We start from the raw sequence: 26,115 nt of genomic DNA on the forward strand, positions 1-26,115 counted from the left end.
GTCGTCCTTCCAGCGGCGCAAATCATCTCCCCCGCTCGCGGAAACCGCAAGCGGGGGAGGCACGCAGGAGCGCGGGGCTGGCGGCGCTCCTACTTCAACATCTGTGCAACGTTGTCCTTGGTCACGAGATCGAGACCGGTGTAGACGATCTCCGGCACCTTCTCGCCCTTCTTGATGGCGAGCAGCGTGTCCATCGCCTTCTCGCCCATCTCGAACGGACGCTGGCCGACCAGCGCATTGGCATAGCCGTCGCGCAGGAGCTCAAGCTGCATCTTGAGCGTATCGGCGACCACCAGGGTGAACTTGCCGGAGTCGATGTCCTTCTTGTTCCTGGAGGCGAAGGCCTTGAAGCCTTCAGGAGCGAACATCGGCCAGCCGCCGATGGGAACGATGGCGGCGAGATCGGGCGTTGCGGTGCGCATGTCGGTCATCTGCTGGACCGCGAGCGCGGGATCGTCGTTGCAGAAGGTGGGCGAGCCTGCAACTTCGGTCCATTTCGAGCCCTTCAGCGCCTCGCGCACGCCGTCGACGCGCTCGGCGAGGTTCTTGGCGCCGGGACCGCCCGAAACCATCGCATATTTGCCGCCGTCGGGCCGCATTTTCAGCAATTGCTTGCCGAGCGCGACACCGAACTCCTTGTTGTTGGTGCCGATATAGGCAATGCGCTTGGAGCCCGGTGCATCGGCATCGAAGGTGATGACGGGGATGCCGGCCGCGGTCGCCGCCTCGATCGACTTGGTCATGGCCGCGACGTCGGCGACCGAGATGGCGAGACCGTCGACCTTCTGCGTGATGAAGTCCTGGATGATCTGGGCTTGCGTCGCCGGCTCGTGCTCGACCGGCCCCTTGTAAATGCATTCGATGTTGCCGAGCTCCTTGGCGCGCTTCAGGCAACCGTCGCGCGCGAAGTCGAAGAACGGATTGTTCATCGCCTTGGGCACGATGACGAAGCGGTAGTTCGCAGCGAACGCCGGCGTTGCCATCATGGCAACAGTGATGCCGGCAAGAAGAAGTTTCCTCATTGTCTCCTCCACCCTTCTCTTGCGCCCATCCTTTCCAGATTCGTCCGGGAAGCGGACAGGCGGCATTTTCGTTGCCTCCCCGGAACGACGTCACGTCAGATCATCCGCGATCGGATGCGATCGACCAGCACGGCCAGGATGATGATCACGCCCACCAGCGTCTGCTGCCAGTAGGAGCTGACTTGCGCCAGCACGAGGCCGTTGCGGATCACCTCCAGCAGCACGCAGCCGACGATGGCCCCCAACGGACCGCCGATGCCGCCGGCGAGATTGGCGCCACCGATCACGGCCGCCGCAATCACGTTGAGCTCGTAGGACGTCGCCATGTTGGCCGGCGCCGATCCAAGCCAGCCGGAGATGATGATGCCCTGGAGCCCCGCGGCGAGCGCGCAGATCACGTAGACCTCGATCTTCACCCGCACCACCGGAATGCCGGTGAGCTCGGCCGCCTTCTCGTTGCCACCGAGCGCGAAGACGTGGCGTCCGAACGAGGTATGGTGCAGCACCACGGCCATCGCCAGCGCGAGGATCACCAGATAGATGAAAGGCACGGGCACGCCGAGCACGTCGCCGGAGGTGAGCGCATAGAAATAATCTGCATCCGGTCCGCCCGGAAAACTGCCACGGCCGTTGGAGACGACGTAGCCGAGCCCGCGTACGATCGAGAGCATGCCGAGCGTGGTCACGAACGGCGACAGACCGAGCACGGCGATGCAGAAGCCGTTGACGAGCCCGGCGACCAGCGCGACGCCGAGGCCGGCGAGGATCGAGACCAGCAGGATCAGCCCTGGCACCTTGGCGAGCACGGTCTTGCCGTCGGCCGCCATGTGCACGAACAGCGCGCCTGCCGGCGAGCCGGGTGCCGACAATTCGGTCATCACCATCGAGGTGATCATGGCGGAGAAACACATCATCGAGCCGACCGAGAGGTCGATGCCGCCGGTGATGATCACGAAGGTCACGCCCAGCGTGGCAATGGCGATGAAGGAAAAGTTCTTCGCCACGTTCTGCATGTTGCCTTCGGTGAAGAAGTACGGGCTGGCGAAATGCATGATCACCAGCAACACCGCCAGCGCGAGCAGGACATAGCCGGTCTGTGACGCGAAGATGCCGCGCTGCCACCATCTGATCCGGCCGACATTGGTGAAGCTGATCGGAGATTCCAGGGGCATGGCCATCACGCCGCCTCCTTCGCGCCGGTGATCAGGGCGGTGACCTCCTCGGGCGAAGTCTGGTGGATCGGCTTGTCGGCGCGCTTCTCGCCGCGGCGCATGACGACCACGCGGTCGCACACCGCGAACACGTCGGGCATGCGGTGCGAGATCAGCATCACGGCGACACCCTGCTCCTTCAGCCGGTGGATCAGGCCGAGCACCTGCTCGACCTGGCGGACCGAAATCGCGGCCGTCGGCTCATCCATCATCACCAGCCGCGCATTGGAGAGCCGCGTCCGCGCGATCGCGACCGCCTGGCGCTGGCCGCCCGACATTTGCTTGACGAGATCATCGGGGCGGGTCTCCGAGCGCAATTCGCCGAACAGCTCCAGCGCCCGCGCCGCCATCGCCTTGTGGTCGAGCAACGCAATGGGTCCGAATGTGCGCTTCAGCTCGCGGCCGAGGAAGACGTTGGCAGCGGCGGTCAGATTGTCGGCGAGTGCGAGATCCTGGTAGACGACCTCGATGCCGACGGTGCGGGCATCGAGCGGTCGGCTGAAATGGACCGCATTGCCGGCAAAGCGGATCTCGCCATGGCTGGGGCGGAAATTGCCGGCGATGATCTTGACCAGCGTCGACTTACCGGCGCCGTTGTCGCCCATCAGGCCGACGACCTCGCCCGGGAACACCTGCATGTCGACCTCATGCAGCGCCCGGATCGCGCCGAACTCCTTGCCGATGCCAGTCAGCTCGAGCACCGGCGTTGCTTCAGCGCTTGTCATCAGCGGCCTTCCTCAGACATGTCGGTTGACCAGGGATTCCAGATATTCCTGCCGACCCGAGCGCGGCTGCGGGTCGAAGCCGGGGCCGAGCGCACGGTCGGCGAGATCGGCGAGCGAACGCTGGCCGCCGAGAATGGCCTGGCCCTCGGGCCCGGCCCATCCTTCGTAGCGCTTGGCAAGCGGTGTGGTGAGCACGCCGGCGTCGAGCATGTCGGCAGCGGCGAGGAAGGCGCGCGCGCAGGCATCCATCGAGCCGACATGGGCGTGGATCAGATCGTCGGGATCGATCGACTGACGTCTGATTTTGGCATCAAAATTGAGCCCGCCCGCGGTGAAGCCACCGTGGCTCAGGATCTCGTGGAACACCAAGGCGAGCTCCGGCACGTTCATCGCGAACTGGTCGGTGTCCCAGCCGAGCAGATCGTCGCCGCGGTTGACGTCGAGCGAGCCGAACACGCCGAGCGCCTCGGCGAGCGCAACCTCGTGATGGAAGGAGTGACCGGCGAGGATGGCGTGGTTCTGCTCGATGTTGAGCTTGACGTCGTTCAGGAGATCGTAGCGCTCGAGGAAGCCGTAACAGGTGGCGACGTCGAAATCGTATTGATGCTTGGTCGGCTCCTTCGGCTTGGGCTCGATCAGGATCGGTCCCTTGAAGCCTATTCTGTGCTTGTGCTCGACCACCAGCGAGACGAAGCGGCCGAGCTGGTCAAGCTCGCGCTTGAGATCGGTGTTGAGCAGCGTCTCGTAGCCCTCGCGCCCGCCCCATAGCACGTAATTCTGGCCGCCGAGCCGGTGCGTCACCTCCAGCGCGGCGCGGACCTGGCCGGCGGCATAGGTGAAGATATCGGGGTCCGGATTGGTCGCGGCGCCCGCCATGTAGCGACGATGCGTGAACAGATTGGCTGTGCCCCAGAGCAGGCGGACCTTCGCGGAAGCCATCTTCGCCTCGAACAGATCGGCAATCGCGTTGAGATTGGCGACGGACTCGCTAAGCGAGGCGCCTTCCGGCGCTGCATCGACGTCGTGGAAGGTGAAGAACGGCACGTCCAGCAGGCGGAACAGCTCGAAGGCAACATCGGCCTTGGCCCGCGCCAGCGCCATCGCATCGGTACCGTCGTGCCAGGGCCGCAGGAAGGTCTCGCCGCCGAAGGGGTCTGCGCCCGGCCAGCAGAACGAATGCCAATAGCAGACCGCAAATCGTAAGTGGTCCTCCAGCCGGCGGCCATGCACGAGGCGGTCCTTGTCGTACCAGCGGAAGGCGAGCGTGTTGTCCGCATCTTTGCCGGCAAAGGCGACAGGCGTGCTGGCCTCGAAGAATTTGGCTGACGCGTTCACTCAGGCAGTCTCCTTCAATGCAGGATAAAGCGCCCGCCAGCGCAGATAGGCCTCGTCATAGGCCGCAGTGACGGATGGGCGGGGTGTGAAGCTCGCGAGCCGCCGCGGGGGTTTGCAGACCTCTGCGGGGTCCTCGCCGGTCGCGGCGATACGGCCGAGCCGCGCAACGCCGAGCGCGGCGCCCACTTCGCCTTCCTCAACGCGATGAACGGGAATGCCGAGCACGTCGGCGCAGATCTGCGCCCACAGCGGCGAGCGCGAGCCACCGCCGACCAGATCGAGCTCAGCAAGCGGCCCACTCGCTGAGCTCAGCGCGGCCAGATTGTCGCGCGCGGCAAAGGCGACGCCTTCGAGCACGGCCTGGACGATCTGCGCCCGCCCGGTCGCACCGCGCAAGCCCACAAAGGCCCCGCTCGCGGTAGCATCGTTGTGCGGCGTACGCTCGCCATCGAGATACGGCAGGAAGGAGACGGGGCTGGGCCCGTCGACGCGCTCGCCGAGCGGTGCCAAGAGCGCTGCGGCCGGAGTCTCCATCACGCCAGACAGCCAGGCGAGCGAGGCCGCGGCCGACAGCATCACCCCCATCTGATGCCAGAGGCCGGGCAGCGCATGGCAGAAGGCATGCACGGCCGAAGCCGGCGCCGGCGCGAAGCGGTCGGTGACGCGGAAGACCACGCCCGAGGTGCCCAGCGACAGGAAAGCATTGCCCGGCGCGATCGCGCCAAGCCCGATCGCGCTCGCCGCATTGTCGCCGGCGCCGCCGGCGACCACGACATCCGCAGTCATGCCCCAGCGCTGCGCGTATTCCGACGCGAGCACCGCGCTTACCTCGCTGCCCTCGACGAGGCGCGGCATGTGATGCAGATCGAGCCCGGTGGCATGCAGCAACAGTGCCGACCAGCGGCGCAGACCAACATCCAGCCACAGCGTGCCGGCGGCGTCCGACATGTCCTCGACCATTTCGCCGGTGAGGCGATAGCGGACATAGGCCTTGGGCAGCAGCACCTTTGCGACGCGATCGAAGATCTTTGGCTCATGCCGCGCCACCCAGAGCAGCTTCGGCGCGGTGAAGCCAGGCATGGCGAGATTGCCGGCGATCGCGTGCAACGACGGACAGCGCCGCTCCAGCATGGCGCATTCGGCGTGCGAGCGGCCGTCGTTCCAGAGAATCGCGGAACGCAGCGGCCGCCCATCCTCGCCAAGCAGCGTCGCGCCATGCATCTGGCCCGACAGCCCGATGCCGGCGACCCGCGCGACCTCGCGCGGATGGCGGGCGGCGAGATCGTCCACCGCGCCGATCGCCGCATCGACCCAGGCGTCCGGATCCTGCTCGGACCACAGCGGCGCCGGGTGCGACAGCGCAAGCTCGCGCGCGGCCGTCGCGACAATCGCGCCGGCTTCGCTCACGAGCACCGCTTTCACACCGGATGTGCCGATGTCTAGTCCGAGATACACGCCATCCTCCCTTTTGCCTGTCGCGGTGCGCGAGCTTGACGTCGCATTCACCGCTGCAGACCATTTTGAAATCCAGCTGCCACTAGGGCAGATTGTCCCGCATCACGATGTCGATCCTGATCTTCTCCTGTTCGCGCAAGATCGGCTCGCCGCGGGCGAGCGCGAGCAGAACGCGCACGGCGGCACGCGCCTCATGGCCAGGGTTCTGCGAGATCGCCGCATGCATCACGCCCTGCAACAGCAGCCGCCGTGTCAACGCGGTGACGTCGTGCCCGACGAACACCACCTGCTTTTCGCGGCCGGCATCGGTCAAAGCCTTGGCTACGCCTTGCGTGCCGGCGCCGACGTTATAAAGCCCGACAATGTCAGCATGCCTGCCGAACAGCCGCGCCAATACTTGCTCCGAACGCTCGTCCTCGTCGCGCCCTTCCAGCACCGGCAGCACGCTGAGACCGGGGAATTCCGTCGCCATCACCTGGTTGAAGCCGAAGATGCGCTCGGCGTGGTCGCGCAGGCCCTGCGAGCCCGCGACGATCGCGACCTTGCCGGACCTCTGGCCGACCAGCCGCCCGACCAGCGCGCCGGCGGTGCGACCCGCAGCGATGTTGTCGATGCCGACATAATGATGGCGGCGCGAGGACGGCACGTCCGAGACCAGCGTCACCACCTTGGCGCCGGCATCGACGAGATCATTGATGGCGGCGCGAACACTCGGATGATCCAGCGCCACCACGGCGATGCCATCGTAATCGCCCGATAGCGCCTCCAGCGTGCCTGCGAGCGCGGAGGGGTCGAACACGTCGGTCGGCACCATCTCGACGCTGAGGCGGCGGGCCGACAGCCAGGCCGACATTTCGCCGAGATAGGCTTCGATCTGCTGCATGAACGGGTTCGAGCCCGACGGCATCACGAAGGCGAAGCGCCGGGCGCGGCTGCGGGCGAGCTCGGCGGCCGCAACGTGCGGCTGGAACGAATTGCGCTCGATCGCCGCCTTGACGCGCCGGACCGTGTCCGGGCGGACGCCCGGGCGGTTGTGGAGGACGCGGTCGACCGTGGCGAGGCTGACGCCGGCCTCGCGGGCGATATCCTTCAGCGTCAGCGCAGTTGGGGTGAGCGTCTCGGCCATGGCTGAAGGCTAGCAGAGGTGTTTTGAGGTGCGCAACTCATTTTGAGGAATGATGGGGTTTGGCTCCGCCCTCCCAGGAACAGGTCCTCCACTCGGCCGTTGCCGCCGCGTGCGTAACGACATCACCCATGATCCCGGCGAGGGCCTGAGCCCGACGCTCGAGCGCAACATCCAGGCGCTCGTCGCGCGTCGCCGTGGGGAGCAGCGGGCTGCCACGAACCAGGAAAAACTCGCCGACGCGATCACGGCCTTCACCGGCAGCATGCCGTTCGTTTATCTCCACCTGGCCATATTTGGTTTCTGGATCATCGCCAATCTGAATTGGCTGCCGGGGATCCCGGTCTGGGACGAAAGTTTTGTGGTGCTCGCGATGATCGCCTCGGTGGAAGCGATTTTCCTCTCCACCTTCGTGCTGATTTCGCAGAACCGCATGACCGCGGCCGCGGACAAGCGCGCCGATCTCGACCTCCAGATCAGCCTGCTCGCCGAGCATGAACTGACCAAGGTTGCCCGCCTGCTCACGCAGGTCGCCGAGCGGCTCGACGTCAAACCTGACTCGAAGCGCGATCTGGAGGAAGCGGCCCGGGACATCGCCCCCGAACGCGTGCTCGACAAGATCGAGGAGACGCGAAGAAGTTGAGGCTGCATGCACCTTGCGCCAGTCGGCTGCATGCACCTTGCGCCAGTCGGCAGGCTCAGCTGGTGGTCAGATCCAGCGTCAGGAACAGGCTGTTGGGATCCTCGACATAGCCTTCGAATGGACCGCAGGCGACGAAGCCGTGGGCCTGATAGAGGGCGTGCGCGGGTTTGAAATAACCCCAGGAGCCGGTTTCCAGGCTGAGCCGCGTCATGCCGCGCATGCGGGCTTCACTGATGATGTGGCGGAGCATCTGGCCGCCGAAGCCGCGCCGGCGTGTGGTCTGCAGCGTGTGCATCGACTTCACCTCGCCGTGGTCGGCCGAAAGCGTCTTCAGCGCGCCGGTGGCGACCAGTGTCTCGCCGTCCCAGCCGGTCCAGAATCCGATGTCGGGTGCACGAAGACCCGAGAGATCAAGTGCATGGGCGCTACCGGGCGCGGTCTGCGCCCGCGCCGCCGTGACGTGATGATCGAGCAGCGCGATGACACGGGGATCAAAGGTGTCGCCGGGGCGGATGTGCATCGTCAGGGCCTCACTCCAGGGTCTCGGATCGCATCGGTGCCCTCACATCTTGCCGTAGGAAGCGCCGCGCCGCGTGATGATGACGTAGCGCGCATCCTGCCGGGTCTCGTTCTCGAAAATCACCGCGCGCATCACGTCGAAATCCAGACAATCGCCCTCGTGCAACCGCACCGCCTTGGCGTCGATATGCACGGCGATGGCTCCCTCCAGCATCAATAATTGTTGGGTGAAGGCGTTGCGGCCCCAGGGACTGTACGGCACCCGCGCGCCGGCCGGCAGGTCGACGACGATGATCTCGATCCCGCTCGCCGCATCGGTTGGCGAGGCGTGGCGCCTGCGATAGCCGCTCTCGGGATCGCGCCAATGCGGCTGATCGGCAAGTCGCACCAGCCGCTCGGGCGGCTTCTCGGCCAGTGCGACCACATCGCTGAGCGACACGTCGAGCGCTGCGCAGAGTTTTCCGAGCAGCGCAGCCGTCGCACTGCTCTGCGCCCGCTCCACCCGCCCGATCATGGCCCGGCTGACGCCGGACCGAGTTGCCAGTTCGTTCAACGTCATGCCGGCCTGGGTCCGCAGCGTCTTCAGGCGGCGGCCGACCGCACGATCGAGTTTCTGCTGGTCCATTTTTTTAGCCCCGGCCTTCATCCAAGCGTTGCCCGGCGCAAGGACCGCATGCCGCCTCGACCAACCTAAGCCGGGCGAGAGGCGAATGCCGGGAGCGCCAGTCCAATATATTAGAATCTTTGCGCAGCCGGGACACCCGATTAGGATGCTTCCCATAAGCAGGACCGGGAGGCGACATGGGCGAGCCGACGCAGCGGACGATCAAGGCCAACGGTATCAGCCTCAACATCGCCGAGCAGGGCGAGGGGCCAATGGTGCTGCTCTGCCACGGCTTTCCGGAAGGCTGGTACTCCTGGCGCCACCAGCTCGAGGCGCTGGCAGCGGCCGGCTACCGCGCTGTTGCGCCCGACATGCGCGGCTATGGCAAGAGCGACCGGCCCGAAGCCATCGACCAGTATACGATCTTGCACATGGTCGGCGATCTCGTCGGCGTGCTCGACGCGTTCGAGGCGAAGGACGCCGTGATCGTCGGGCATGATTGGGGTGCGACAATTGCCTGGCACACGGCGCGCCTGCGTCCCGATCGCTTCCGCGCCGCTGCCATTCTCAGCGTACCCTATCGCCCGCGCAGTCCCGTGCGGCCGACCAGCGTCATGCCGCGGACAGCGGATGCGCAGTTCTATCAGTTGTACTTTCAGGAGCCCGGTGTCGCCGAAGCGGAGTTCGAACGGGATCCGCGCGCTACGCTCGGCGCCATGCTCTTCGGCGGTTCCGGCGAAGGGGCGGCGGCGATCCGCGCCAATGCCGAGCGCGCCGGCAGGACCGTCGGCATCGGGATGGTCTCGCGCAAGGATGGCATGTTGCCGAAGGTGCAGGTGCCGCTGCCCTCATGGCTGAGCGTCGCCGACCTCGATCATTACGGCGCCGAATTTGCCCGCAGCGGGTTTCGCGGGCCGCTCAACTATTACCGTAACATCGATCGCAACTGGGAGCTGATGGCGGCCTTCGAGGGGGTGAAGGTGACCGTGCCCTCACTCTTCATCGCCGGCGACCGTGACATGGTCATTGCCTTCCCCGGTGCCGCCGAGCATCTCGCCAACATGAGACAATGGGTGCCGCAGCTACGCGAGATCAAGATGCTGCCGGGCTGCGGACATTGGACGCAGCAGGAGCGGCCGGCGGAGGTGAACGCGGCGATCGTCGAATTCCTGCGAAGCCTGCCGAACTGAAGCTTGGAGCGGGCGAAGGGAATCGAACCCTCGTATGCAGCTTGGGAAGGGATATTCGTCAGCTTTTCGACCGTCGGCGTCTGAGCCTAAGCACTTGGAAACTCGCAATTAATTGCATCTTAAGGCCACTTCGGCTACCAGAGGCAAAATCTGAGCGTTTTCAGGACGTGTTGTAGAATTGTTGTAGAGGTTAAGGATGGCCGGGGTCCACTACGAACGGACGAGCAAACCGATCTCGCCTCACGATGTGTGGCTCGCGATCAAGATGTCTCGCACTCCCGAAGCCAAAGCTCGGGCAATCGAATGGCGGGACACCGAGTGCGCAGGCCTGACGCTGCGTATCACCAAGTCCGACGCGGCCTGGTTGATCCGCCGTCGAGATCGTACCATCAAGATCGGACGTTGCGCAGAAATCCCTCTGCCTACCGCGAGGTACATCGCGCATAGGACGCGGGAGGCAGCCAAGCGGGGACGCGACCTGAAGGTCTTCGTGGAGACGTTGGTCAAGCTCCGATCGCATGGGTTCAACGGGCACAAGAGCTACGATGATAATTTGGAATGGGAAACCGCGGACGAGATCGCCGACGACAACTCGGAACTAGGCCGGCGCCGGCTCAAGGGTGAAATCCATTCCGTGTGGACGTGGCAACAGCTTGCGGAGCAGTTTCTCTCGGAAAAGCTGCCGGAGCTTAAGAAGGGATATCGGGACCGATACGCGCGGTACCTTCGTTTGCCAGAATTCTCATTGCTGAGCGATCGCCCTGTGCGCGAACTGACTGCTGGCGATCTCGAAGTCGTCAGGGACAGAATGCTTGCGGCATACCGCCCCTCGACCGTCCATCGCGCCGTTCGGCAGGGGCGCGAGATGTTGACCTGGGCTTGGAGGTATCACCCGGCCAAGGCTGGCCTCGACCATGCCCAGCATGCGTGGTGGGAGAGGTGGTCGGTCAAGTACAAGTGGAAGGTCCGACACCACACGCCGAAGATCGAGGAGATTGCCCGCACGATGGTAATCGCCGACATGTTTAGGCATCTGTCCGACAACGAACATGAAACATATCCCGGCACGGTCGGCGCATTGTGGGCAGCGGCGCTCACGGCGCAGCGGACCGGATCACTTCTGGTCCTGCGGCCCGATCGCCTGTTTGTTCCGGAGAAGAAGGCCAAGCTCTCCGGGTGGAAGATCGCAAATTGGACCGCCGAGGAGATGAAAGGGGGTAAGGACGGCGGGAGGCCGCATGCGCTCCCCGTGCCGCCCGAAGCGCTCAAGGTGTTGGAACGCTACTACAAGGCCTCCGGCGGAAAGTCGGTATGGATGTTCTCCGGGCGCAAGTCGACCGAGCGCATCACTCAGTCCGCGCTCAATCTTCTGATGTATCGTCTGCAGGGAAGAGTTTTCGACCATCGCAGCAAAAACAAGCCGGACCTCCCAGGCAAACCCGGCCCGAAAGCGGCCAAAAAGGCAAAGATGCGCGTCGATCTGTTCGCGTACTATGGCATTCGGCCTTGGACTCTCCATGATATCCGCCGCACGCTTGGAGAGTTTCTTGACGACAAGCGCCTGGGCGGCGCGGCATCCGCGATCCTTGGTCATAAGCTTCCACGAGACGAGATGCCCGAGAGGGAGCGGATGGCTCCTGTCACGGAGATCCACTACAACTCGTCTCAGCGCATCGCGCTGAAAGCGGAGGGGATGGCTCTCTGGACGCAAGCATTACTGGCGGCTTGCGAGAAGGAGCGGAAGGCACTCATCCGCAAGCCCCGACCTCCAGCATTGCCAGCTCAAAGTAGCCACTGAACCCGCTACGACGAACATGTCGAGGTGCCCGCGTCGGCAGAAATGAGCCTTACGGCAACGCTAAGCCCTAAGGCCGCCCCTGAAGCCGTCCGCTTGCTCCGATCCGCTGGAGGTTTGTTTCTACCGACAAGGCAGCTAGTCCAGCGGATGCCGGCATTGAGCTGGCGCTGGAGACCCGGACGTCATGGAGCGCACTGTCGCTTGATCGGAGAACTGTATCGAACTCACGGCTTCGCCGGGGCTCGTCGATCCGGAGCCGACTGAAGGTCGCCGGCCTCGGAAATGTGCTGGCCGCTACGCCGCCTGCTCGCGGTTTGCGTTCTCGCTCAAGCAGCGCCTATTCACCAACGCTGAGGCAGGCGACTGCTCGTCGGAGCACCGCTGCTTTGCGGTCACACTTGCAGGCGGCGGAGAAAGTGGGACTCCCCTCCCCATCGCCCCGAATGCGCGAACTCCGCAGGAAAACAAGGATTCCTGAAAGACCCGGTCTCGATTTGTGACCACCGCTGTGTACCACCGGGCAGGCCTATTCGGCCGTAAATCTCGGGTAGTCTCGGGGCTATCGAGGATCGCAGGATCACACCGGCTTCGCGGTGCGAGACGGTTCGTGCTAGTCATTAGTGACGTGACAACGATGGCCCGCCTTGACAGCCCAGACCCTTGCCGACCCGCAATCCTTCATCCGCGCGAACACCCGGCTGCGGTCGGTGTCACTGGTGCCGGAAATCGCGGTCTTCCTCGCCGATGAATCGTTGCCGCTCTGGCAACAGACCGAGAACGAGCTGAACGAGGCCGGCCTCCCCCCGCCCTTCTGGGCACTTGCCTGGGCGGGCGGCCAAGCCCTGGCGCGTTATGTGCTCGATCATCCCGATACCGTGCGGGACGGCGCGTGCTCGACATCGCTTCTGGCTCCGGACTCGTCGGCATCGCGGCGATGATGGCCGGCGCGGTCGAGGTGACCGTGTCCGACATCGACGCCTTCGCGATCGCGGCGGCCGAACTCAATGCGGAGGTCAACCAGGTCCACCTCACGTCGTGCGGCAAGGATTTGCTCGACACTCGATCAAACGACCGATGGCAGACCATCCTCGCGGGCGACATTTTCTGTGAGCGGGACACCGCGGCGCGTGCCTTCGCATTTCTAGCCGACCATGCGCGCGCCGGCGCGACCATCTTGATCGGCGACCCCGGGCGCTCTTTCCTTCCGAAGGCAAAACTTGTCCGACTCGCCGACTATCGCGTACCGGTGATCCGCGACCTAGAAGACGCCGAGATCAAGCATACGGCGGTTTGGACCATCTCGCCGGATTCTCTGTAAGTTGCGTTGCGCGGCGTCGGTCATGGTCTCGACGAACTCAGGCGCCCAACAGCGCAAGCAAGGCGGCGTCGAGGTCGCCGCGTTTGAGCGCGGCTTCCAGATATTACCTAGCGCCGATCGGGTCGTCCAGATCCCACAGCAGGAAGCGCCAGACGGCGTAAAGGGCTGCAGCATCCAGCTTAGTGGCGAGCGTGAGGACGCCCTCGTCTAGCTGCATGAGCCGGCGATCGAAGGCGGCGGCGGCGACCGGTATAAGCCGCCGTCCCAACTGGGCGAATGGTTGGCGGCGCCGCACATGGGTGTTCTCCTCTGCGGACTTGTCCAAGGTTGCTCCACTCAGACTGTCGTCTGGCATCTTTGAGACAGACCCTCCTGGCGGAAGTAGAAGCAAGAATGGACTGGCCGACAGAGATGCTTTGCGCGCCCTGGAGCGTCCCTTCTTCCGCGGCAGCTCACTCGTTGTTTATCGACTTGGGGTCCCCATCAGGCAGTTGCGCCAAACGGTCGTCGTGCATTCATTTGGCCAGCTTCCGCCGAGTGCCATGAACAGCGCCGCTGTATCAGACAAACGGGTCGCCTCGGCCTGGACGCGAGTAATCGCCGCGTTGAAATAGGCCTGCTGGGCATTCAGCACCGCGACCTGATTGATCTGACCGAGCACAAGCTGCTTCTGCACGATATCGAGGCTCGCCTTCGCCGCGGTCTCGGCTTTGATCGCTGCCTGCACCGCGCGTACGTCCGCCTGCAGGCTGCGCAGCGCGTCGGCGACGTTCTGCATCGCCGTGATCACGGCTTGGCGGTAAAGGCCTTCGGCCTGTTCGAGCGCCGCTTCGGCAGCCTTCTGCTTGTGAAAGAGCGTGAGGCCGTCGAACAGTGGCTGGGTGGCGCTCGCGGCCACCGTGTAGAACAGCGTCCCTTGCGTGAACAATTGTGCAGGCTTGAAGGCGCTGGTGCCAGGATTGCCTGTCAATGTAAGGTTGGGAAGCCGCGCGGCGATCGCGACTCCGACCAGTGCGCTCGCCGAATGCATGTTCGCCTCCGCCGCCCGCACGTCGGGGCGCTGCGCCACCAGCGTACTCGGCAGGCTCACTGGAAGATTTGCAGGCAGCGCAAGGTGCTGGAGGTCGAATTTCTGCAAGATCTCGTCGGCGGAGAATTGCCCCGCGAGAGCGGTGAGGAGATCGCGCTGCACGGCGAGCTGCTTTTGCAGGGGCGGCAGCGTTTGCTCCGCTTGCGCCAGCGCCGTCTCCTGCGTCAGCACGTCGACCTCAGCGGCCTGGCCCGCGTTGTACTGGTTCTTGAGGATGCCGAGGATGTCGCGCTCAATCCTGACGATGCGTTCGGTCGCCATGATCTGGCCGCGCAGCGAGGCCTCTTGGATCGCGGCAGTGACGACATTGGCGGTAAGCGCCACGTAGGCCGCATCGAGCTGGAGTTGCGTCTGCTCCGTCGTGGCATCGAGGCTCTCGACCGCGCGGGTGTTCTGGCCCCAAATGTCAGGCACGAAGCTAATATTGAGCTGCACGGTGTGCAGGGTGTAGCGCGACTGCGGCGAGCCCACCGGATTGGAAGTCGCCATATTGGAGAATTGCTGGTCGGACGGCGTGTAGTTGACGGCGACCTGCGGGAAGAACAGACCACGCTGCGCCAGCGCATTGAAGTTCGCGACCTTGATCGCGGCTTCCGCCGATTGCAGCGACGGATTGTGTTCGACTGACAGCCGGATCAGCTCATTCAGCGGCTTTGAGCGGAACGCCGCCCACCATCGCGTGGGGATGTCTGCTCCATCGACGAAGCGCTGCCGCGGCACGCGCGGCCCCTCGGACTCGGTGTGGGGCGAGGCGAGGGGCTCCGGCGTGTAGCGCGACACCTCCGGCGCCGGCGGCGGGGCGAAGTCGGGACCGATGGCGCAGCTTGCGAGCCACAGGCTGAGCGCGCTGGCCGTCAATGGTCCGGTCATTCCGCGGTTGATCATCACGCTACGCACCTACCGCATTGTCCTAGGGAGCCACTTGGCGCGGTGACGCCACCGCGCTGTCCTCGCGCTGTGCGGTTCTTTCCCGCGACAGGACAATCTTGCGCAACGCGGGTGCCACCACGAGCAACAGCAGCGGCCCGATGAACATGCCCCCGACCACGACGGTGGCGAGCGGCCGCTGCACCTGGCTGCCGATGCCGTGCGAGAGCGCCGCCGGAAATAGGCCGACGCCGGCAGAGAGGGCGGTCATCAGCATCGGCCGCATCCGCTGCTCGGCGCCGCTGAACACGGCCTCCGCGATGCTCATGCCGGAGGCGCGCAGCTCGCGGAAATAGGTGATGTTGAGGATGCCATCCATGATCGCAACGCCGAATAATGAGATGAAGCCGATCGCAGCGGAGATACTGAAATCGAGACCGGCGAGATAGAGCGCGATCAAGCCGCCGCCGACGGCGAAGGGAATGCCAGCGAGCGCCAAGAGGCTGTCGCGTACCGAATTGAACAGGCTGTAGAGCAGCACGAAGATCAGGAGCAGCGTCACCGGCACCACGACCATGAGGCGGGCTTTTGCCGCCTCCAGATTGTCGAACTCGCCGGACCAGATGACGCGGTAGCCCGGCGGGAGCTGCACATTCTGTGCGACGCGGGCTTGCGCCTCGGCTACCGTGCCGCCGAGATCGCGACCGCGCACGCTGAACTTGATCGGAATGTAGCGCTGGCTGCGCTCGCGGTAGATGAACAGCGCACCCGTATCGAGCGAGATGTCGGCGAGCTCGCTCAGGGAGATATAGGCGTTGGTGCCCGATGGCGTCGCATAGGCGACCTTGATGTCGCGCACTGTGTCGATGCTCTCGCGGAATTTGGGATCGAGCCGGACCGCCACCGCAAAGGAGCGATCGCCCTCCAGCACGTTCGTGGCGACGGTGCCGCCGAGCGCCGCCTGCACCACGGCGGTGACATCGCCGGTGTTGAGCCCGTAGCGTGCGGCCTTTTCACGGTTGACCTTGATGTCGAGGTTAGGCTGGCCGACGAGATGGAACACGCCCAGATCGGCGACGCCGCGCACGTCTTTCATCACGTCCATGACCTTGGTCGCGGTCTCCTCGAGCACGTCGAGGTTCGGGCCGATGATCTTGACGGAGTTGGCGCCCTTCACGCCGGAAAGCGCCTCCTCGATATTGTCCTGTATGTATTGGGAGAAGTTGAAGGTGACGCCGGGCAGCTGCTCGTCGAACTCCTTCTGCAATTCCTCGGTAAGCTTCTCCTTGGTCAGGCCCTTCGGCCATTCGTCGAATGGCTTGATCGGCGCGAACAGTTCGACATTGGAGAAGGGCGAGGCGTCGCTGCCATTGTCGGGGCGGCCATGCTGGGACACGACCGTGATGATCTCGGAGTGACGCAGCAGGATCTCGCGCATCTTGCGCGTCGCCGCGGTGCCGGCCTCGAGCGAGATCGTCGGCGGCATGGCGGCTCGGATCCAGAAATTGCCTTCTTCCAACGCGGGCAGGAATTCGCTGCCGAGCCTGCTCGCAGCGAGCGTCGAGATGGTGAGGAAGATGACGCCCGCCGTTACGGCAAGCTTCACGCGTCCGAGTGCCCAGCGCAGCACCGGCGTATAAGCCTTGCGCAGCCCCCGGACGATGACGGTCTCGGCTTCCTCGATATGTTCGGGCAGCAGGAGCGAGGCCAGCACCGGCGTCACCGTGAACGTCGCGAGCAGTGCGCCCGCCAGCGCATAGCCATAAGTGCGCGCCATCGGTCCGAAGATCTGCCCCTCGACGCCCTGCATCGTGAATAGCGGCACGAATGCGGTGACGGTGATGGCGGCGGTGAAGAACACCGCCTTGTTGACCTGGAGCGCGCTGACGAAGATCATCCGCAACCGATCGGTCCAGCGCGCCGCCGAGGGCTGGCCATGGGCGGGGGTGGTCGGGTCGGCGCCCCAATAGCCTTCCGCCAGATTTTGCAGGACTCGTTGACGGCTCTCTGGGCTCGATTGGAAATTGCGGAAAATGTTCTCCATCATGATGACGGCGGAATCCACGATGATGCCGAAATCGACGGCGCCGAGCGACAATAGGTTGGCATCCTCGCCCTGCAGCACCAGGATCATGATGGCGAAGAACAGCGCGAACGGGATATTGGCGGAGACGATCAGCGCGCTGCGCAAGTCGCCCAGGAATACCCACTGGATCACGAACACCAGGAGACAGCCGAACACGAGGTTGTGGAGCACGGTGTGGGTCGTGACCCCGACCAGCGAGCTGCGGTCGTAATAAGGGACGATCTTTACGCCCGGTGGCAGTGTGCCGTCGCTGTTGATCTTGGCGACTTCCTCCTCAACCTGCGGAATGATGTCGTTGGTGTGCTGGGTGCGGCCCATGACGACGATCGCGGCCGCGACGTCGTCGTCCCTGTCTTTGCCGGCGATGCCGAGCCGCGGCACATAGCCCACCGAAACTTTGGCGATGTCCTTGATCTGGATCGGCAGGCCGTTTGACTGAGTCAGGACGATATTCTCGATGTCGGCGACCTTGTAGCCTTTGGTGATGTCGTCAGTGCCGCCGGAGTCGATCAAGCCGATGCCGCGGATGTTGACGGATTGCTGTCCGATCGCGATCTCGCGACCGCCGACATTGGCGTTGGAATTGCCGAGCGCCGTGACCAGCTGCGGCACGGTGATGTTGTAGGCCTCAAGCTTCGAGAGGTCGGCATAGACATTGAACTGCTTGGTGGTGCCGCCCCAGGCATTGACCTGCACCACGCCGGGAATGGTCATCAGGCGGCGGGTGACCACATAGTCCTGCAGCGTGCGCAGATTGGTCAGGCCGAAATTCGGCGGGCCGACGAGCTGGTAGCGGTAGATTTCGCCGACCAGGCTGGACTGCTGGATGGTCGGCACCAGATTGCCGGGAAGCTGGATGTTCTGCTGGATGCTGTTGGCGGCCTGCGTCAGCGCAAAATAATAGTCGACGCCGTAATGGAAGGTGACGCGGACGAAGGACAGCCCGTAGAACGAGGTCGAGCGGATATTGACGACGCCCGGTGTCGGATAGAGCCCGACCTCCATTGGGATCGTGTAGTACTTTTCCATCTCCTCGGCTGAGAGCCCCGGCGCCTGTGCAGTGATCTCCAGGATCACCGGTGCCGGATTGGGGTAGGCCTCAATATTGAGCTTGCTGAACGCGGCAAGACCGGCGGCGCAGAACACGACAAGGCCGAGCACGATGATCGCGCTACGCGTCAGGCCGAACTGGATGATACTCTTGACCACGATGTTGAACTTTGCGCCGGGCGATGCGGTTGGTCAGCCCGTGACCGCGGTTGCGAACTTGTTTGAGAGGAAGATGGCGCCAGTTGATGCCACGAGCTCGCCGGGCTTGAGGCCATCGACGATCTGACACCAGCCGTCCTGCTCGATGCCAACCTTCACCGTGCGACGCGCGAAGCGGTGCCGGTCGGCGGTAACCCACACGGTCATGGTGCCGTCACCCTCGCGCACCACGGCCTCCGACGGCAGGGCGACCGATAGCCTCGGCCCGTCGGTCTCGATGGCAAAGCTCGCCAGCATGCCGGCGCGTAGCTTGTGGGCGGGATCGTCGATCACCGAACGGACCAGTTGCCGGTGTGTGGTCGGATCGATATTGAGTCCCAGGATCGTCACTTGTCCGCGAAACACCTCATCGGGATAGGCCGGGACACTGACGGCCACCGGCTGGCCAACCCGGTAGGCCGGCGCGTCGATCTCGATCACATTGGCAACCATCCACATGGTGGAGAGGTCAGCGAGCGTGTAGGGCGCAGGCGTATTGCCCGGCTGAACATAGAGGCCCGTTGCGGCGTTGCGGGCGACGATCTGTCCGGAAATGGGACTTGGCACGATCAGGATCGAATCGACCTTGCGATCTGCCACGATCCGATCGATCTCCTCGTCGGTCTTGCCGAAAATGCGAACCGCGTCGCGTGCCGCCTTGTAATTGCCTTCCGCGGTCTGCTGATCGGAGGTTGCTTGGTCGACATCCTTCTGCGCGCCACCGCCGGTCTTCAGAAGCTGCTTCACGCGCGTGAGCGTTCGGGTCTGCAACTCCAGCACTCCGGCGGCCGCGAGCAGGGTGGATTCAGCCTGCAACAGGTCCGGGCTGTCGATGGTGAAGAGGGTCTGTCCCTTAGTGACGGTGTCGCGGACGTTGAAGAAGGTGTCAACGATCTTACCTGAATTTGGCGTGAACACCTGCACCAGCATGTTCTGGTTGAAGTCGATCGACCCGACCGCGTTCTTTGTGATGCGGAAGGCACGCGGCTCGGCGGGCCTGATCCTGAAGGCGTCGACCTGCTTGTCCGTGACGTTCACGGCTTGCTGGGCGACATCGACGTCAGTGTTTGCGGCCGGCTCGCCGACCCTGACCGCGCGCATGTTGCTCGCCTGGATCAGCAGCCAGGCGCCGGCCCCGACGACCGCCACCGCGGCGATGGCCACCGCAAAGCCCGTATTTCTAGTGGGAAGCGCCATGACTGCTCCAGCCCCGTTCTGCTTGTATCGAATGGCCTTCGCGCCTGGCGCGACCGGCCGGGCGCGCAAACTGTGCATGCAGCAATGTGGTGGCGCCTGGCGTGGCGCGGAACGCTGTACCAACACGACCTTACATCAACCTGAAGGACGGTCCGTGAGGGCTCAGGCCTTGCTCGTCGCTTTTTTGCTGGCCGCCGCCGGCGAATGATAGGAGAGAGTGGACTGTGCGGATTATGTCGCGCGTCCAAGATTGTAACCTCGGCTGGTAGTGAAATGCGCCTTCTGATTGTCGAGATAAGATCGAGCTTTCGCGTCTCATTGCCAAGTGGGTTGGCCGCGGCGGGTTACGAGAGCGACATTGTGAGCAGCGCGGTGGAAGCGCGAAGCAGTGAACAATGTCGGCTATGCCGCGATGATCCTTGACCTCGGCTTTTCCGATGGGGATGGCTTGTCGACGCTGCGCGAGCTGCGGCGTCACAACCATCCGCTTCCGGTGCTGGTATTGACCGCGCGCGGCGGGCTGCAGGACCGTGTCAACGGCCTGCGCAGTGGCGCCGACGATTACCTGGTTAAGCCGTTCGCGCTAGAGGAGCTGGTGGCGCGGCTGGAGGCGATCTTGCGTCCTTCCGGCCAGTTGCTCTCGGGCGCTCGCTTCGTCTCGACAACCTCGTCTATGATACCGAGAGCGGACAAGTCTTCATCGACGATCAACCCGGATCATGTCCGCCCGCGAAACCTCGGTCCTGGTGATCCTGCTGCGGCGGCAGGGGCGGGTGGTGCCGAAGACGAATGTCGAGGATCATATTTTTGGGCTCGAGGGCGAGGTCGCCTCCAACGCGGTGGAGGTCTACATCTCGCGCTTACGCAGGCAGCTCGCGAAGTATGGTGCCGAGGTCGTGATCCACACCATCCGCGGCGTCAATCGGCTGCCGGAGCCAAGCCGTCTTCCGGAGCCAGTGCGGTCCGCGATCACCCCCAGGCAGCCTGAGCCATCCAGGCATTTTGAGCTGTCTTGACCATAGGCCGCAAGACTTCCTCAGCGGCCCTCGAGCCGATCCCGCAGTCCGGGCTTAGACATACTTCGTGATCAGCTCGAGCTCTTTGCCCTCGCAAGTTGCTGGGCAAATGAGCACAGGCCCCTGTTCGGCCATCTCGACGTGTGTTTTGAGATGGCCGTTGTCTCGCTTCAGATGGCGGGCGATCACCGCGCGTCTGGCATCCTGGCGTTCTTTTCGGAAACCAACACGTTCTCCCGGGAGGGTGGACGAACGCGGTTGACTCCGGGGGGAGCGCAAGCGTAAGGGCCGCTCGCCGTCCGAAAGGTTTCCCTCTGGCGGCGACTTCAACCTGACGATGAGAACATGGGCAGTACCAACAATTGCATTGCCGGTTCGGCGCGCTTGACCGGACCCGCACTGCCGCAGGACATGTACGCTTATCGCGACGGCGGCAGCCGCGTGGGCATCGAGGGTCGCAGCTAGGCGGCCGCTTTCGCTCACCGCCCTCTGTTTGACGCGGATGGAGGTGAGCGATGTTGAAGGCCTTCGCGCTGATTCGGCGCCTCGGGCCGGCGAGTTTCCCGGCCCCAACCGGAAAGACGTTTCCAGCAAACGACTATGTGCGCGCCGCTCGTCGGCTCGAGGGGCCCTTGGCGCGTCACAACAGGGCAGCGGCTTGTCTGGCAATGGTCTTTGGTTGGCCCCAGAGCGGATCTGGTCTGTCGCTGGCAGCGCGACGTCGCCGCGCAATCGAAGGTTCAGCCTTTCGGATCTCCCCGCCTTCGGGCCTCAGCCCGGCTTTTCGGCGTGTCGCGGGCTGCTGTTGGAGCTGTGGAATGAAGCGGATTCTGGCGATCGGAAGCGTAAGTGCCTTCCTGAGCGGAACGACAGTCGCGACGGCCAGCTATGCCGCTGATCTGCCGCTGAAGGCGCCGGCGAGGAAGGCGGTCTACAACTGGACCGGCTTCTACGTCGGCGGACACTTCGGTTACGGTGACGCGAGCTTTGGGCCCGGCACCAATCCGCTACCGCAACAGGGTGCCTTCCTGCCTCACAGTGCGATCGGACTAATCGGTGGCTACCAGGTCGGCTACAATCGTCAGTTTGCAAGCCGCGTGGTGCTCGGCATCGAGGCGGATGCGACCTTCACGAGTCCCCAGGATGTGCCAGCGCTGGAGCGGGCGCCAGCGCCCTTCCACACCACGATCGACTACGTCGGCACGGTGCGTGGGCGCGTCGGCTATGCGTTCGACCGCTTCATGCCCTACGTCACCGGCGGCTTGGCTTGGGGTCATAGCCACATCAATGTCAACGATGGGGACGGCGTCACCGCCGTGTTTCCGGTCGGCGACTACCATACCGGTTGGACCGCGGGACTCGGCCTAGAATTCGCGATCCGCGGCAATTGGACCGCAAAGGCCGAGTACGAGTATGTCGATTTGGCGCGTCAGACCTACGATATGAGCGGCTTTCGCCTCGCCAATGTCAACGTCGATCCGCGCATTCATTTGGTCAAGCTCGGCCTGAACTACCAGTTCGGCGATACGCCGTGGATGGCGCCGGTCAATGGCAAGACGAAGCTACCCGAATCGAACGATTGGAATGTCCACGCGCAGACGACCTTCCTGCCCCAGGGTTACGGGCCGATCCACTCGCCCTACGCCAGCCCGCTCAGCCTTCCCGGTGGTGGCCAATTGCAGGCGACGTGGACGACCACGGCCTTCCTGGCTGCAAGGCTCTGGGACGGCGGCGAGTTCTATTTCAATCCGGAGCTTGCCCAGGGCTTCGGCCTCAACGGGACCTTGGGCCTCGCTGGCTTCTCGAACGGCGAAGCGCAGAAGGCCGGCGCCCCCTTCCCGAAGATTCGCGCGCAGCGTTACTATCTAAAGCAGACCTTCGGCTTCGGCGGCGAGCAGGAAGACGTCGCTGACGGGCCGAACCAGCTTGCTGGCAAGCGCGACATCGACCGTATCACCGTGGTCGTCGGCCGTTTCGCGGTCGGCGACTTTTTCGACGGCAACGCCTACGCCAAGGATCCCCGCGCCGACTTCATGAACTGGGCGATGTGGTCGTCGGCTGCCTACGACTTCCCGGCCGATCTGCCCGGCTATACGCGCGGTGCCGTGGTCGACCTCAACCGCAAGGACTGGGCCGTGCGTGCCGGTCTGTTCCAGGTGCCGTCGGCGCCCAACAGCGACGTGCTCACCTTCAAGACTGGCGGTGCGGTGGTGGAATTCGAGGAGCGCCATAGCATCGCCGATCAGCCGGGCAAGTTGCGGGCGGGTGCGTTCTACAACAGCGGCAACACCGCCAACTACGGCGAAGTGCTCGCAATCGCCGCCGCCAACCCGGCGCTCGACATCAATGACATCACCATCGCCAACCAGCGCGACCGCTCGAAATACGGCTTCTACGCCAACCTTGAGCAGCAAATCGTCAAGGACGTCGGGTTGTTTGCCCGCGCCAGTTGGAACGACGGCCAGAACCAGATCCTGTCCTTCACCGACATCGACCGCAGCCTGTCCGGCGGCCTGTCGGTTAAAGGCAGTTTCTGGGGACGGCCCGAAGATACGGTCGGCATCGGCGGCGCCGTCAATGGGCTTTCCGCCGCTCACCGCGACTTCCTCGCGGCCGGTGGCACGGGTCTGCTGATCGGTGACGGGCGGCTCAACTACAGCCCGGAGCGAATTCTCGAGGCCTACTACGCCTGGAAGCTCAATAACTGGTCGACGCTGACGCTCGATTACCAGTTCATCGCGAACCCCGCCTACAACGCCGATCGCGGACCGGTTTCGATCGTCTCGGGCCGCCTGCACGCCGAATTCTAACCAGGGGCGGCCTCATGAAGATTCAGAATTTGCGGTGACTCTTGAATCGGTAGATCCAGTGTCGCGATCCCCTCGGCGGCCTGGAACCGGCTGCCGCTCCCGTCCCCACTACGGGTGTCGTGGCGCTCGTGCCGCCGGCGCTGGTCGTCGCCAGGCCGACGGCCATTGATCAGCTCAGGCCCGATCATCCCGTGCCGCCACAGGTCGACGTGGAGTCAGTTCTGGCGGTCGCGCCAGCTGCCAGCGACGCGGTTGCCGCCTCCATGCCTCCGGCGAAGCCGGTCGCCGTTCCCATGGCTGAGCCCGGCGACGATGGACCGGGTGGACGGTAACTTGGCTGGCGTGCTGCTGATAGCGTTAGGGCTCATCTCGCTCTTAAGCTCGAGCCGGCCCTTCGGCGGGCCGTGCTGGTTCGGCGATTTCTCGAGGCCAGGTAGGACTTTGTGGCGGTGTCGCGGAAGACTGATTCTGTCTCTCGCCTTCCCTCTGTCATCGCGGCTCCGGCAGGCGAAAAAGTCCCGCGGGAAGTAGCCTCGTGGTGGCAGGATCGCTATCGTCGTCGGGCATGTCGTGACCTTAATGACCGCCTCGTTTCGCCAACGGAGCGCGAGCAATCGCATCGCCGGCGAATGTGCCCGGCAGGCGCCTCACCGCGAGATCAGACGATGAAAGGGGCTATCGATCTATCGCCTTCGCGTCGCCAAGTGTTGCGGCTGGCAACCATGGTTACGGCATGTGCCCTGGTTGCGAAGGCTCCGAGGGCCGCGGAGCCTCTAAAGGGGGAAAACAGCAACGCCTATGTCCCTGACGATGGCGTCTCGATCTTCGAGAGCGTGTGGCAGACCGTGCGTGATCGCTTTTACGATCCGTGCCACAACGGATTGGACTGGTCGGCAGTTGGGAGAGATATCTTCCAGACGTTCAGCGAGCAACTTCCCAGGACTCTTTGGCGCGCGTCATTAATTCCATGCTGTCTGAGTTGAACGCTTCGCACACGCGTTTCTATACGCCGGATGAGCCGGAATATTATCAGCTTGCAGACATCTTTGTCGGCGCGCTGCGACGGCGTGGACTGCAGCGTGCGTTTCCAGACGGCCGCATTTCGTACCCTGGCATCGGTATCATTTCGCGTTTCGAGGCGACTGGTCGCAACACGATCACTGGCGTCATTGATGGAACGCCGGCTCAGCAGGCGGGCCTCCGTGCTGGTGACGAAATAATTGCGGCCGACGGGACCGCATTTGAGCCAATCCGGTCATTTCGTGGGAAGGTCGGCAAATCGGTTGTCTTAGAGGTCCATCGAAGCGCCTCTGGCTGCAAGTCCCGGTCATGCCAGTCGACCTCGAGCCCACGAAAATGTTCCTCCGTGGGTTGGAGTCGAGTGCGCGCATCATTGAGTCCAATGGACGACGCATCGGCTATGTCCATGTTTGGTGCTATGCCGGCTCCATCTATCAACGTGCTCTTGAACGCCTGCTGTCGCAAGGGGCGTTAAAAGACGCGGATGCGCTGATCTGGGATTTGCGGGATGGCTGGGGCGGCGCGCAACCCGAATATCTCGATCTGTTCATTGCCCGGGCGCCCACGATGCATGTCATTGATCGAAGCGGCAGTAGCGAATTCGTGAATGTGAAGTGCCGCAAGCCCGTTGCGATGCTCGTCAACGGCGGTACGCGCAGCGGGAAGGAGGTCCTTGCCTATGGCTTCAAAAAGCACCGGTTGGGCGAGCTGATCGGCACCCGCTCGTCCTGGTTCTGGCCCTTTGGTACGCGAGCGAAAAGACGATCTCCGTTGAAACCGTCAGCACCCCAAAGGTGGAGGCCTTTTATTGGTGCGCGATCACCTTCTCGCAGACATTGGGCACGGCGCTTGGCGACTGGGTCGCCGATACCGGCGACATCGGCTATGGGAGTGGAGCACTGATTTTCCTCGCCGCCCTGGCGGTCATTGCGGCGCTCTATTCCTGGACCGGCGTATCGAAAGTTGCGCTGTTCTGGACGGCATTCATCCTGACGCGCCCCCTCGGTGCGATGGTCGGCGACTTTCTCGACAAGCCCGTCAATCAGGGTGGACTGGCCCTAAGCCGTCCGCTCGCGTCAGCAGTGCTTGCGATCTTCGTTATCGCCTGTCTGTTCGTCCTCCCACAGCGAGCCGGAACATATCAGCGCAGCTTGCAGGACGAGCCGGAAGGATGAGGCAAGCGCTCGACGTCGACTTCGCGCCTGATTAGTGTCGTCGGCCCCCATGTCCAGATACAGCACTGCCTTGAATCATCCTCCCACCAGAAGCTGCGGCAGCTGCACGGCCTGCTGCGACGGCTGGCTTCAAATCGAAGTGCGGGGACACAAGGTGCACCAGGGGCAGCCGTGCCCTTTCAGTGTCGCACAGCGATGCGCAATCTACGCTGAGCGTCCCGAGCATCCGTGCCGGGAATTCGTCTGCGGCTGGCTGGTCGCATCAAGTCCCCTGCCAGATTGGATGCGGCCGGACCAATCGGACATGATCATGTTGGCGGCCAACTTTTTCTGGCGCGGCCTTCCGGTGGATGTCGTGGTGCCGGCCGGCACGCGGCCGAAGAAGAAAGCGCTGGACTGGCTGACGACGTTTTGCGCCGAAAACAGACGGCTGCTGGTCTACCAGATCGGCGAAGAGTGGTTCGCGTTCGGACCGCCGCCTTTCCAGACCGACATCGCCGACCGTCTCGGACGCGGCGAAACGCCGTGGGGCGATTGAAGCAAGCCCCGGAAGCCATTCTCTTTTTAGCGAGAAGTCTATCGGCTCGCCACAATGCGGCAGATCGCCGCGCGACACACTTTATCGGTAGTAGTTGCACATCAGGCACACTGGGATGGAAAGTG

At 63.8% G+C, this 26,115-nt stretch carries 17 protein-coding genes and 3 pseudogenes; 8 read left to right on the top strand and 12 right to left on the bottom strand.

The window, feature by feature from the left end:
- Window positions 1-89: 89 nt before the first annotated feature.
- The 6 genes from IVB01_RS10740 to IVB01_RS10765 all read right to left on the bottom strand — a co-directional run bounded on the left by IVB01_RS10740 (window position 90) and on the right by IVB01_RS10765 (window position 6,874).
- A complete protein-coding gene (locus IVB01_RS10740) occupies window positions 90-1,022 on the bottom strand; it encodes a sugar-binding protein (protein WP_247281805.1) in 933 nt (310 codons plus the stop codon).
- Window positions 1,023-1,117: 95 nt separating this feature from the next.
- Window positions 1,118-2,200, bottom strand: coding sequence for an ABC transporter permease (locus tag IVB01_RS10745; protein ID WP_247281806.1), 1,083 nt, complete (start codon window positions 2,198-2,200; stop codon window positions 1,118-1,120).
- Window positions 2,200-2,958: an ATP-binding cassette domain-containing protein gene (locus tag IVB01_RS10750; RefSeq protein ID WP_247281807.1), complete on the bottom strand. Its 759-nt coding sequence runs from the start codon at window positions 2,956-2,958 to the stop codon at window positions 2,200-2,202. Before IVB01_RS10750 ends, IVB01_RS10745 begins: the two co-directional genes overlap by 1 nt.
- 12 nt (window positions 2,959-2,970) lie before the next feature.
- Window positions 2,971-4,293 carry a xylose isomerase gene (gene xylA / locus IVB01_RS10755; protein WP_247281808.1) on the bottom strand — a complete coding sequence of 441 codons (1,323 nt, stop codon included), beginning with the start codon at window positions 4,291-4,293 and terminating at the stop codon, window positions 2,971-2,973.
- On the bottom strand, window positions 4,294-5,748 hold the full coding sequence (gene xylB, locus IVB01_RS10760; protein WP_247281809.1) for a xylulokinase: 1,455 nt from the start codon (window positions 5,746-5,748) through the stop codon (window positions 4,294-4,296).
- Window positions 5,749-5,830: 82 nt separating this feature from the next.
- Window positions 5,831-6,874, bottom strand: coding sequence for a LacI family DNA-binding transcriptional regulator (locus IVB01_RS10765; RefSeq protein ID WP_247281810.1), 1,044 nt, complete (start codon window positions 6,872-6,874; stop codon window positions 5,831-5,833).
- Between the two features lie 109 nt (window positions 6,875-6,983).
- On the opposite strand from IVB01_RS10765, the gene IVB01_RS10770 reads away from it, so the two are divergent.
- Entirely contained in the window at window positions 6,984-7,514 is a 531-nt protein-coding gene (locus IVB01_RS10770; RefSeq protein WP_247281811.1) for a DUF1003 domain-containing protein, read from the top strand.
- Window positions 7,515-7,569: 55 nt separating this feature from the next.
- Here the strand turns inward: IVB01_RS10770 and IVB01_RS10775 are convergent, their stop codons facing one another.
- Together IVB01_RS10775 and IVB01_RS10780 are read right to left on the bottom strand one after the other, a co-directional pair.
- Window positions 7,570-8,034, bottom strand: coding sequence for a GNAT family N-acetyltransferase (locus tag IVB01_RS10775; RefSeq protein ID WP_247281812.1), 465 nt, complete (start codon window positions 8,032-8,034; stop codon window positions 7,570-7,572).
- A 42-nt stretch (window positions 8,035-8,076) separates the two neighbouring features.
- Window positions 8,077-8,658 carry an XRE family transcriptional regulator gene (locus IVB01_RS10780; protein WP_247281813.1) on the bottom strand — a complete coding sequence of 194 codons (582 nt, stop codon included), beginning with the start codon at window positions 8,656-8,658 and terminating at the stop codon, window positions 8,077-8,079.
- 176 nt (window positions 8,659-8,834) lie between these two features.
- Here IVB01_RS10780 and IVB01_RS10785 point away from each other — a divergent pair, with 176 nt between their 5' ends.
- From IVB01_RS10785 to IVB01_RS10795, 3 genes and pseudogenes are all read left to right on the top strand, one after another.
- Window positions 8,835-9,827 (top strand): alpha/beta hydrolase, encoded by a 993-nt coding sequence (locus tag IVB01_RS10785; protein WP_247281814.1) that lies wholly within the window; start codon window positions 8,835-8,837, stop codon window positions 9,825-9,827.
- Between the two features lie 196 nt (window positions 9,828-10,023).
- Window positions 10,024-11,625 carry a hypothetical protein gene (locus tag IVB01_RS10790; RefSeq protein ID WP_247494487.1) on the top strand — a complete coding sequence of 534 codons (1,602 nt, stop codon included), beginning with the start codon at window positions 10,024-10,026 and terminating at the stop codon, window positions 11,623-11,625.
- A gap of 644 nt (window positions 11,626-12,269) precedes the next feature.
- A pseudogene (locus IVB01_RS10795) lies at window positions 12,270-12,943 on the top strand (50S ribosomal protein L11 methyltransferase).
- Between the two features lie 103 nt (window positions 12,944-13,046).
- Here the strand turns inward: IVB01_RS10795 and IVB01_RS10800 are convergent.
- From IVB01_RS10800 to IVB01_RS10815, 4 genes are all read right to left on the bottom strand, one after another.
- Window positions 13,047-13,268: a hypothetical protein gene (locus tag IVB01_RS10800; protein WP_247494488.1), complete on the bottom strand. Its 222-nt coding sequence runs from the start codon at window positions 13,266-13,268 to the stop codon at window positions 13,047-13,049.
- Between the two features lie 138 nt (window positions 13,269-13,406).
- Window positions 13,407-14,903, bottom strand: coding sequence for an efflux transporter outer membrane subunit (locus tag IVB01_RS10805; RefSeq protein ID WP_247494489.1), 1,497 nt, complete (start codon window positions 14,901-14,903; stop codon window positions 13,407-13,409).
- Window positions 14,904-14,943: 40 nt separating this feature from the next.
- Window positions 14,944-18,195, bottom strand: coding sequence for an efflux RND transporter permease subunit (locus IVB01_RS10810; RefSeq protein ID WP_247494490.1), 3,252 nt, complete (start codon window positions 18,193-18,195; stop codon window positions 14,944-14,946).
- A 33-nt stretch (window positions 18,196-18,228) separates the two neighbouring features.
- A complete protein-coding gene (locus tag IVB01_RS10815; protein WP_247494491.1) occupies window positions 18,229-19,431 on the bottom strand; it encodes an efflux RND transporter periplasmic adaptor subunit in 1,203 nt (400 codons plus the stop codon).
- A 273-nt stretch (window positions 19,432-19,704) separates the two neighbouring features.
- Between IVB01_RS10815 and IVB01_RS10820 the strand changes: the two are divergent.
- The 4 genes and pseudogenes from IVB01_RS10820 to IVB01_RS10835 form a co-directional block, all read left to right on the top strand.
- Window positions 19,705-20,351: pseudogene (locus IVB01_RS10820) on the top strand (response regulator transcription factor); the annotation flags it as partial.
- Between the two features lie 914 nt (window positions 20,352-21,265).
- Window positions 21,266-23,257: a carbohydrate porin gene (locus tag IVB01_RS10825; protein ID WP_247494492.1), complete on the top strand. Its 1,992-nt coding sequence runs from the start codon at window positions 21,266-21,268 to the stop codon at window positions 23,255-23,257.
- 1,751 nt (window positions 23,258-25,008) lie between these two features.
- Window positions 25,009-25,452, top strand: a pseudogene (locus tag IVB01_RS10830) (hypothetical protein); the annotation flags it as partial.
- A gap of 310 nt (window positions 25,453-25,762) precedes the next feature.
- Entirely contained in the window at window positions 25,763-25,990 is a 228-nt protein-coding gene (locus IVB01_RS10835) for a hypothetical protein (protein WP_247494493.1), read from the top strand.
- The last annotated feature ends 125 nt before the right edge of the window (window positions 25,991-26,115 follow it).

The organism is Bradyrhizobium sp. 164, assembly GCF_023073715.1.
In the GTDB taxonomy this organism is placed as follows: Bacteria; Pseudomonadota; Alphaproteobacteria; order Rhizobiales; family Xanthobacteraceae; genus Bradyrhizobium.

Excerpts from the sequence above, each read along its gene's own strand:
- IVB01_RS10740 (WP_247281805.1), bottom strand. The coding sequence starts at position 1,022 with ATGAGGAAACTTCTTCTTGCCGGCATCACTGTTGCCATGATGGCAACG.
- IVB01_RS10765 (WP_247281810.1), bottom strand. The coding sequence starts at position 6,874 with ATGGCCGAGACGCTCACCCCAACTGCGCTGACGCTGAAGGATATCGCC.
- IVB01_RS10805 (WP_247494489.1), bottom strand. The coding sequence starts at position 14,903 with ATGACCGGACCATTGACGGCCAGCGCGCTCAGCCTGTGGCTCGCAAGC.
- IVB01_RS10745 (WP_247281806.1), bottom strand. The coding sequence starts at position 2,200 with ATGGCCATGCCCCTGGAATCTCCGATCAGCTTCACCAATGTCGGCCGG.
- IVB01_RS10815 (WP_247494491.1), bottom strand. The coding sequence starts at position 19,431 with ATGGCGCTTCCCACTAGAAATACGGGCTTTGCGGTGGCCATCGCCGCG.
- IVB01_RS10775 (WP_247281812.1), bottom strand. The coding sequence starts at position 8,034 with ATGCACATCCGCCCCGGCGACACCTTTGATCCCCGTGTCATCGCGCTG.
- IVB01_RS10825 (WP_247494492.1), top strand. The coding sequence starts at position 21,266 with ATGAAGCGGATTCTGGCGATCGGAAGCGTAAGTGCCTTCCTGAGCGGA.
- IVB01_RS10785 (WP_247281814.1), top strand. The coding sequence starts at position 8,835 with ATGGGCGAGCCGACGCAGCGGACGATCAAGGCCAACGGTATCAGCCTC.
- IVB01_RS10780 (WP_247281813.1), bottom strand. The coding sequence starts at position 8,658 with ATGGACCAGCAGAAACTCGATCGTGCGGTCGGCCGCCGCCTGAAGACG.
- IVB01_RS10750 (WP_247281807.1), bottom strand. The coding sequence starts at position 2,958 with ATGACAAGCGCTGAAGCAACGCCGGTGCTCGAGCTGACTGGCATCGGC.
- IVB01_RS10790 (WP_247494487.1), top strand. The coding sequence starts at position 10,024 with ATGGCCGGGGTCCACTACGAACGGACGAGCAAACCGATCTCGCCTCAC.
- IVB01_RS10835 (WP_247494493.1), top strand. The coding sequence starts at position 25,763 with ATGTTGGCGGCCAACTTTTTCTGGCGCGGCCTTCCGGTGGATGTCGTG.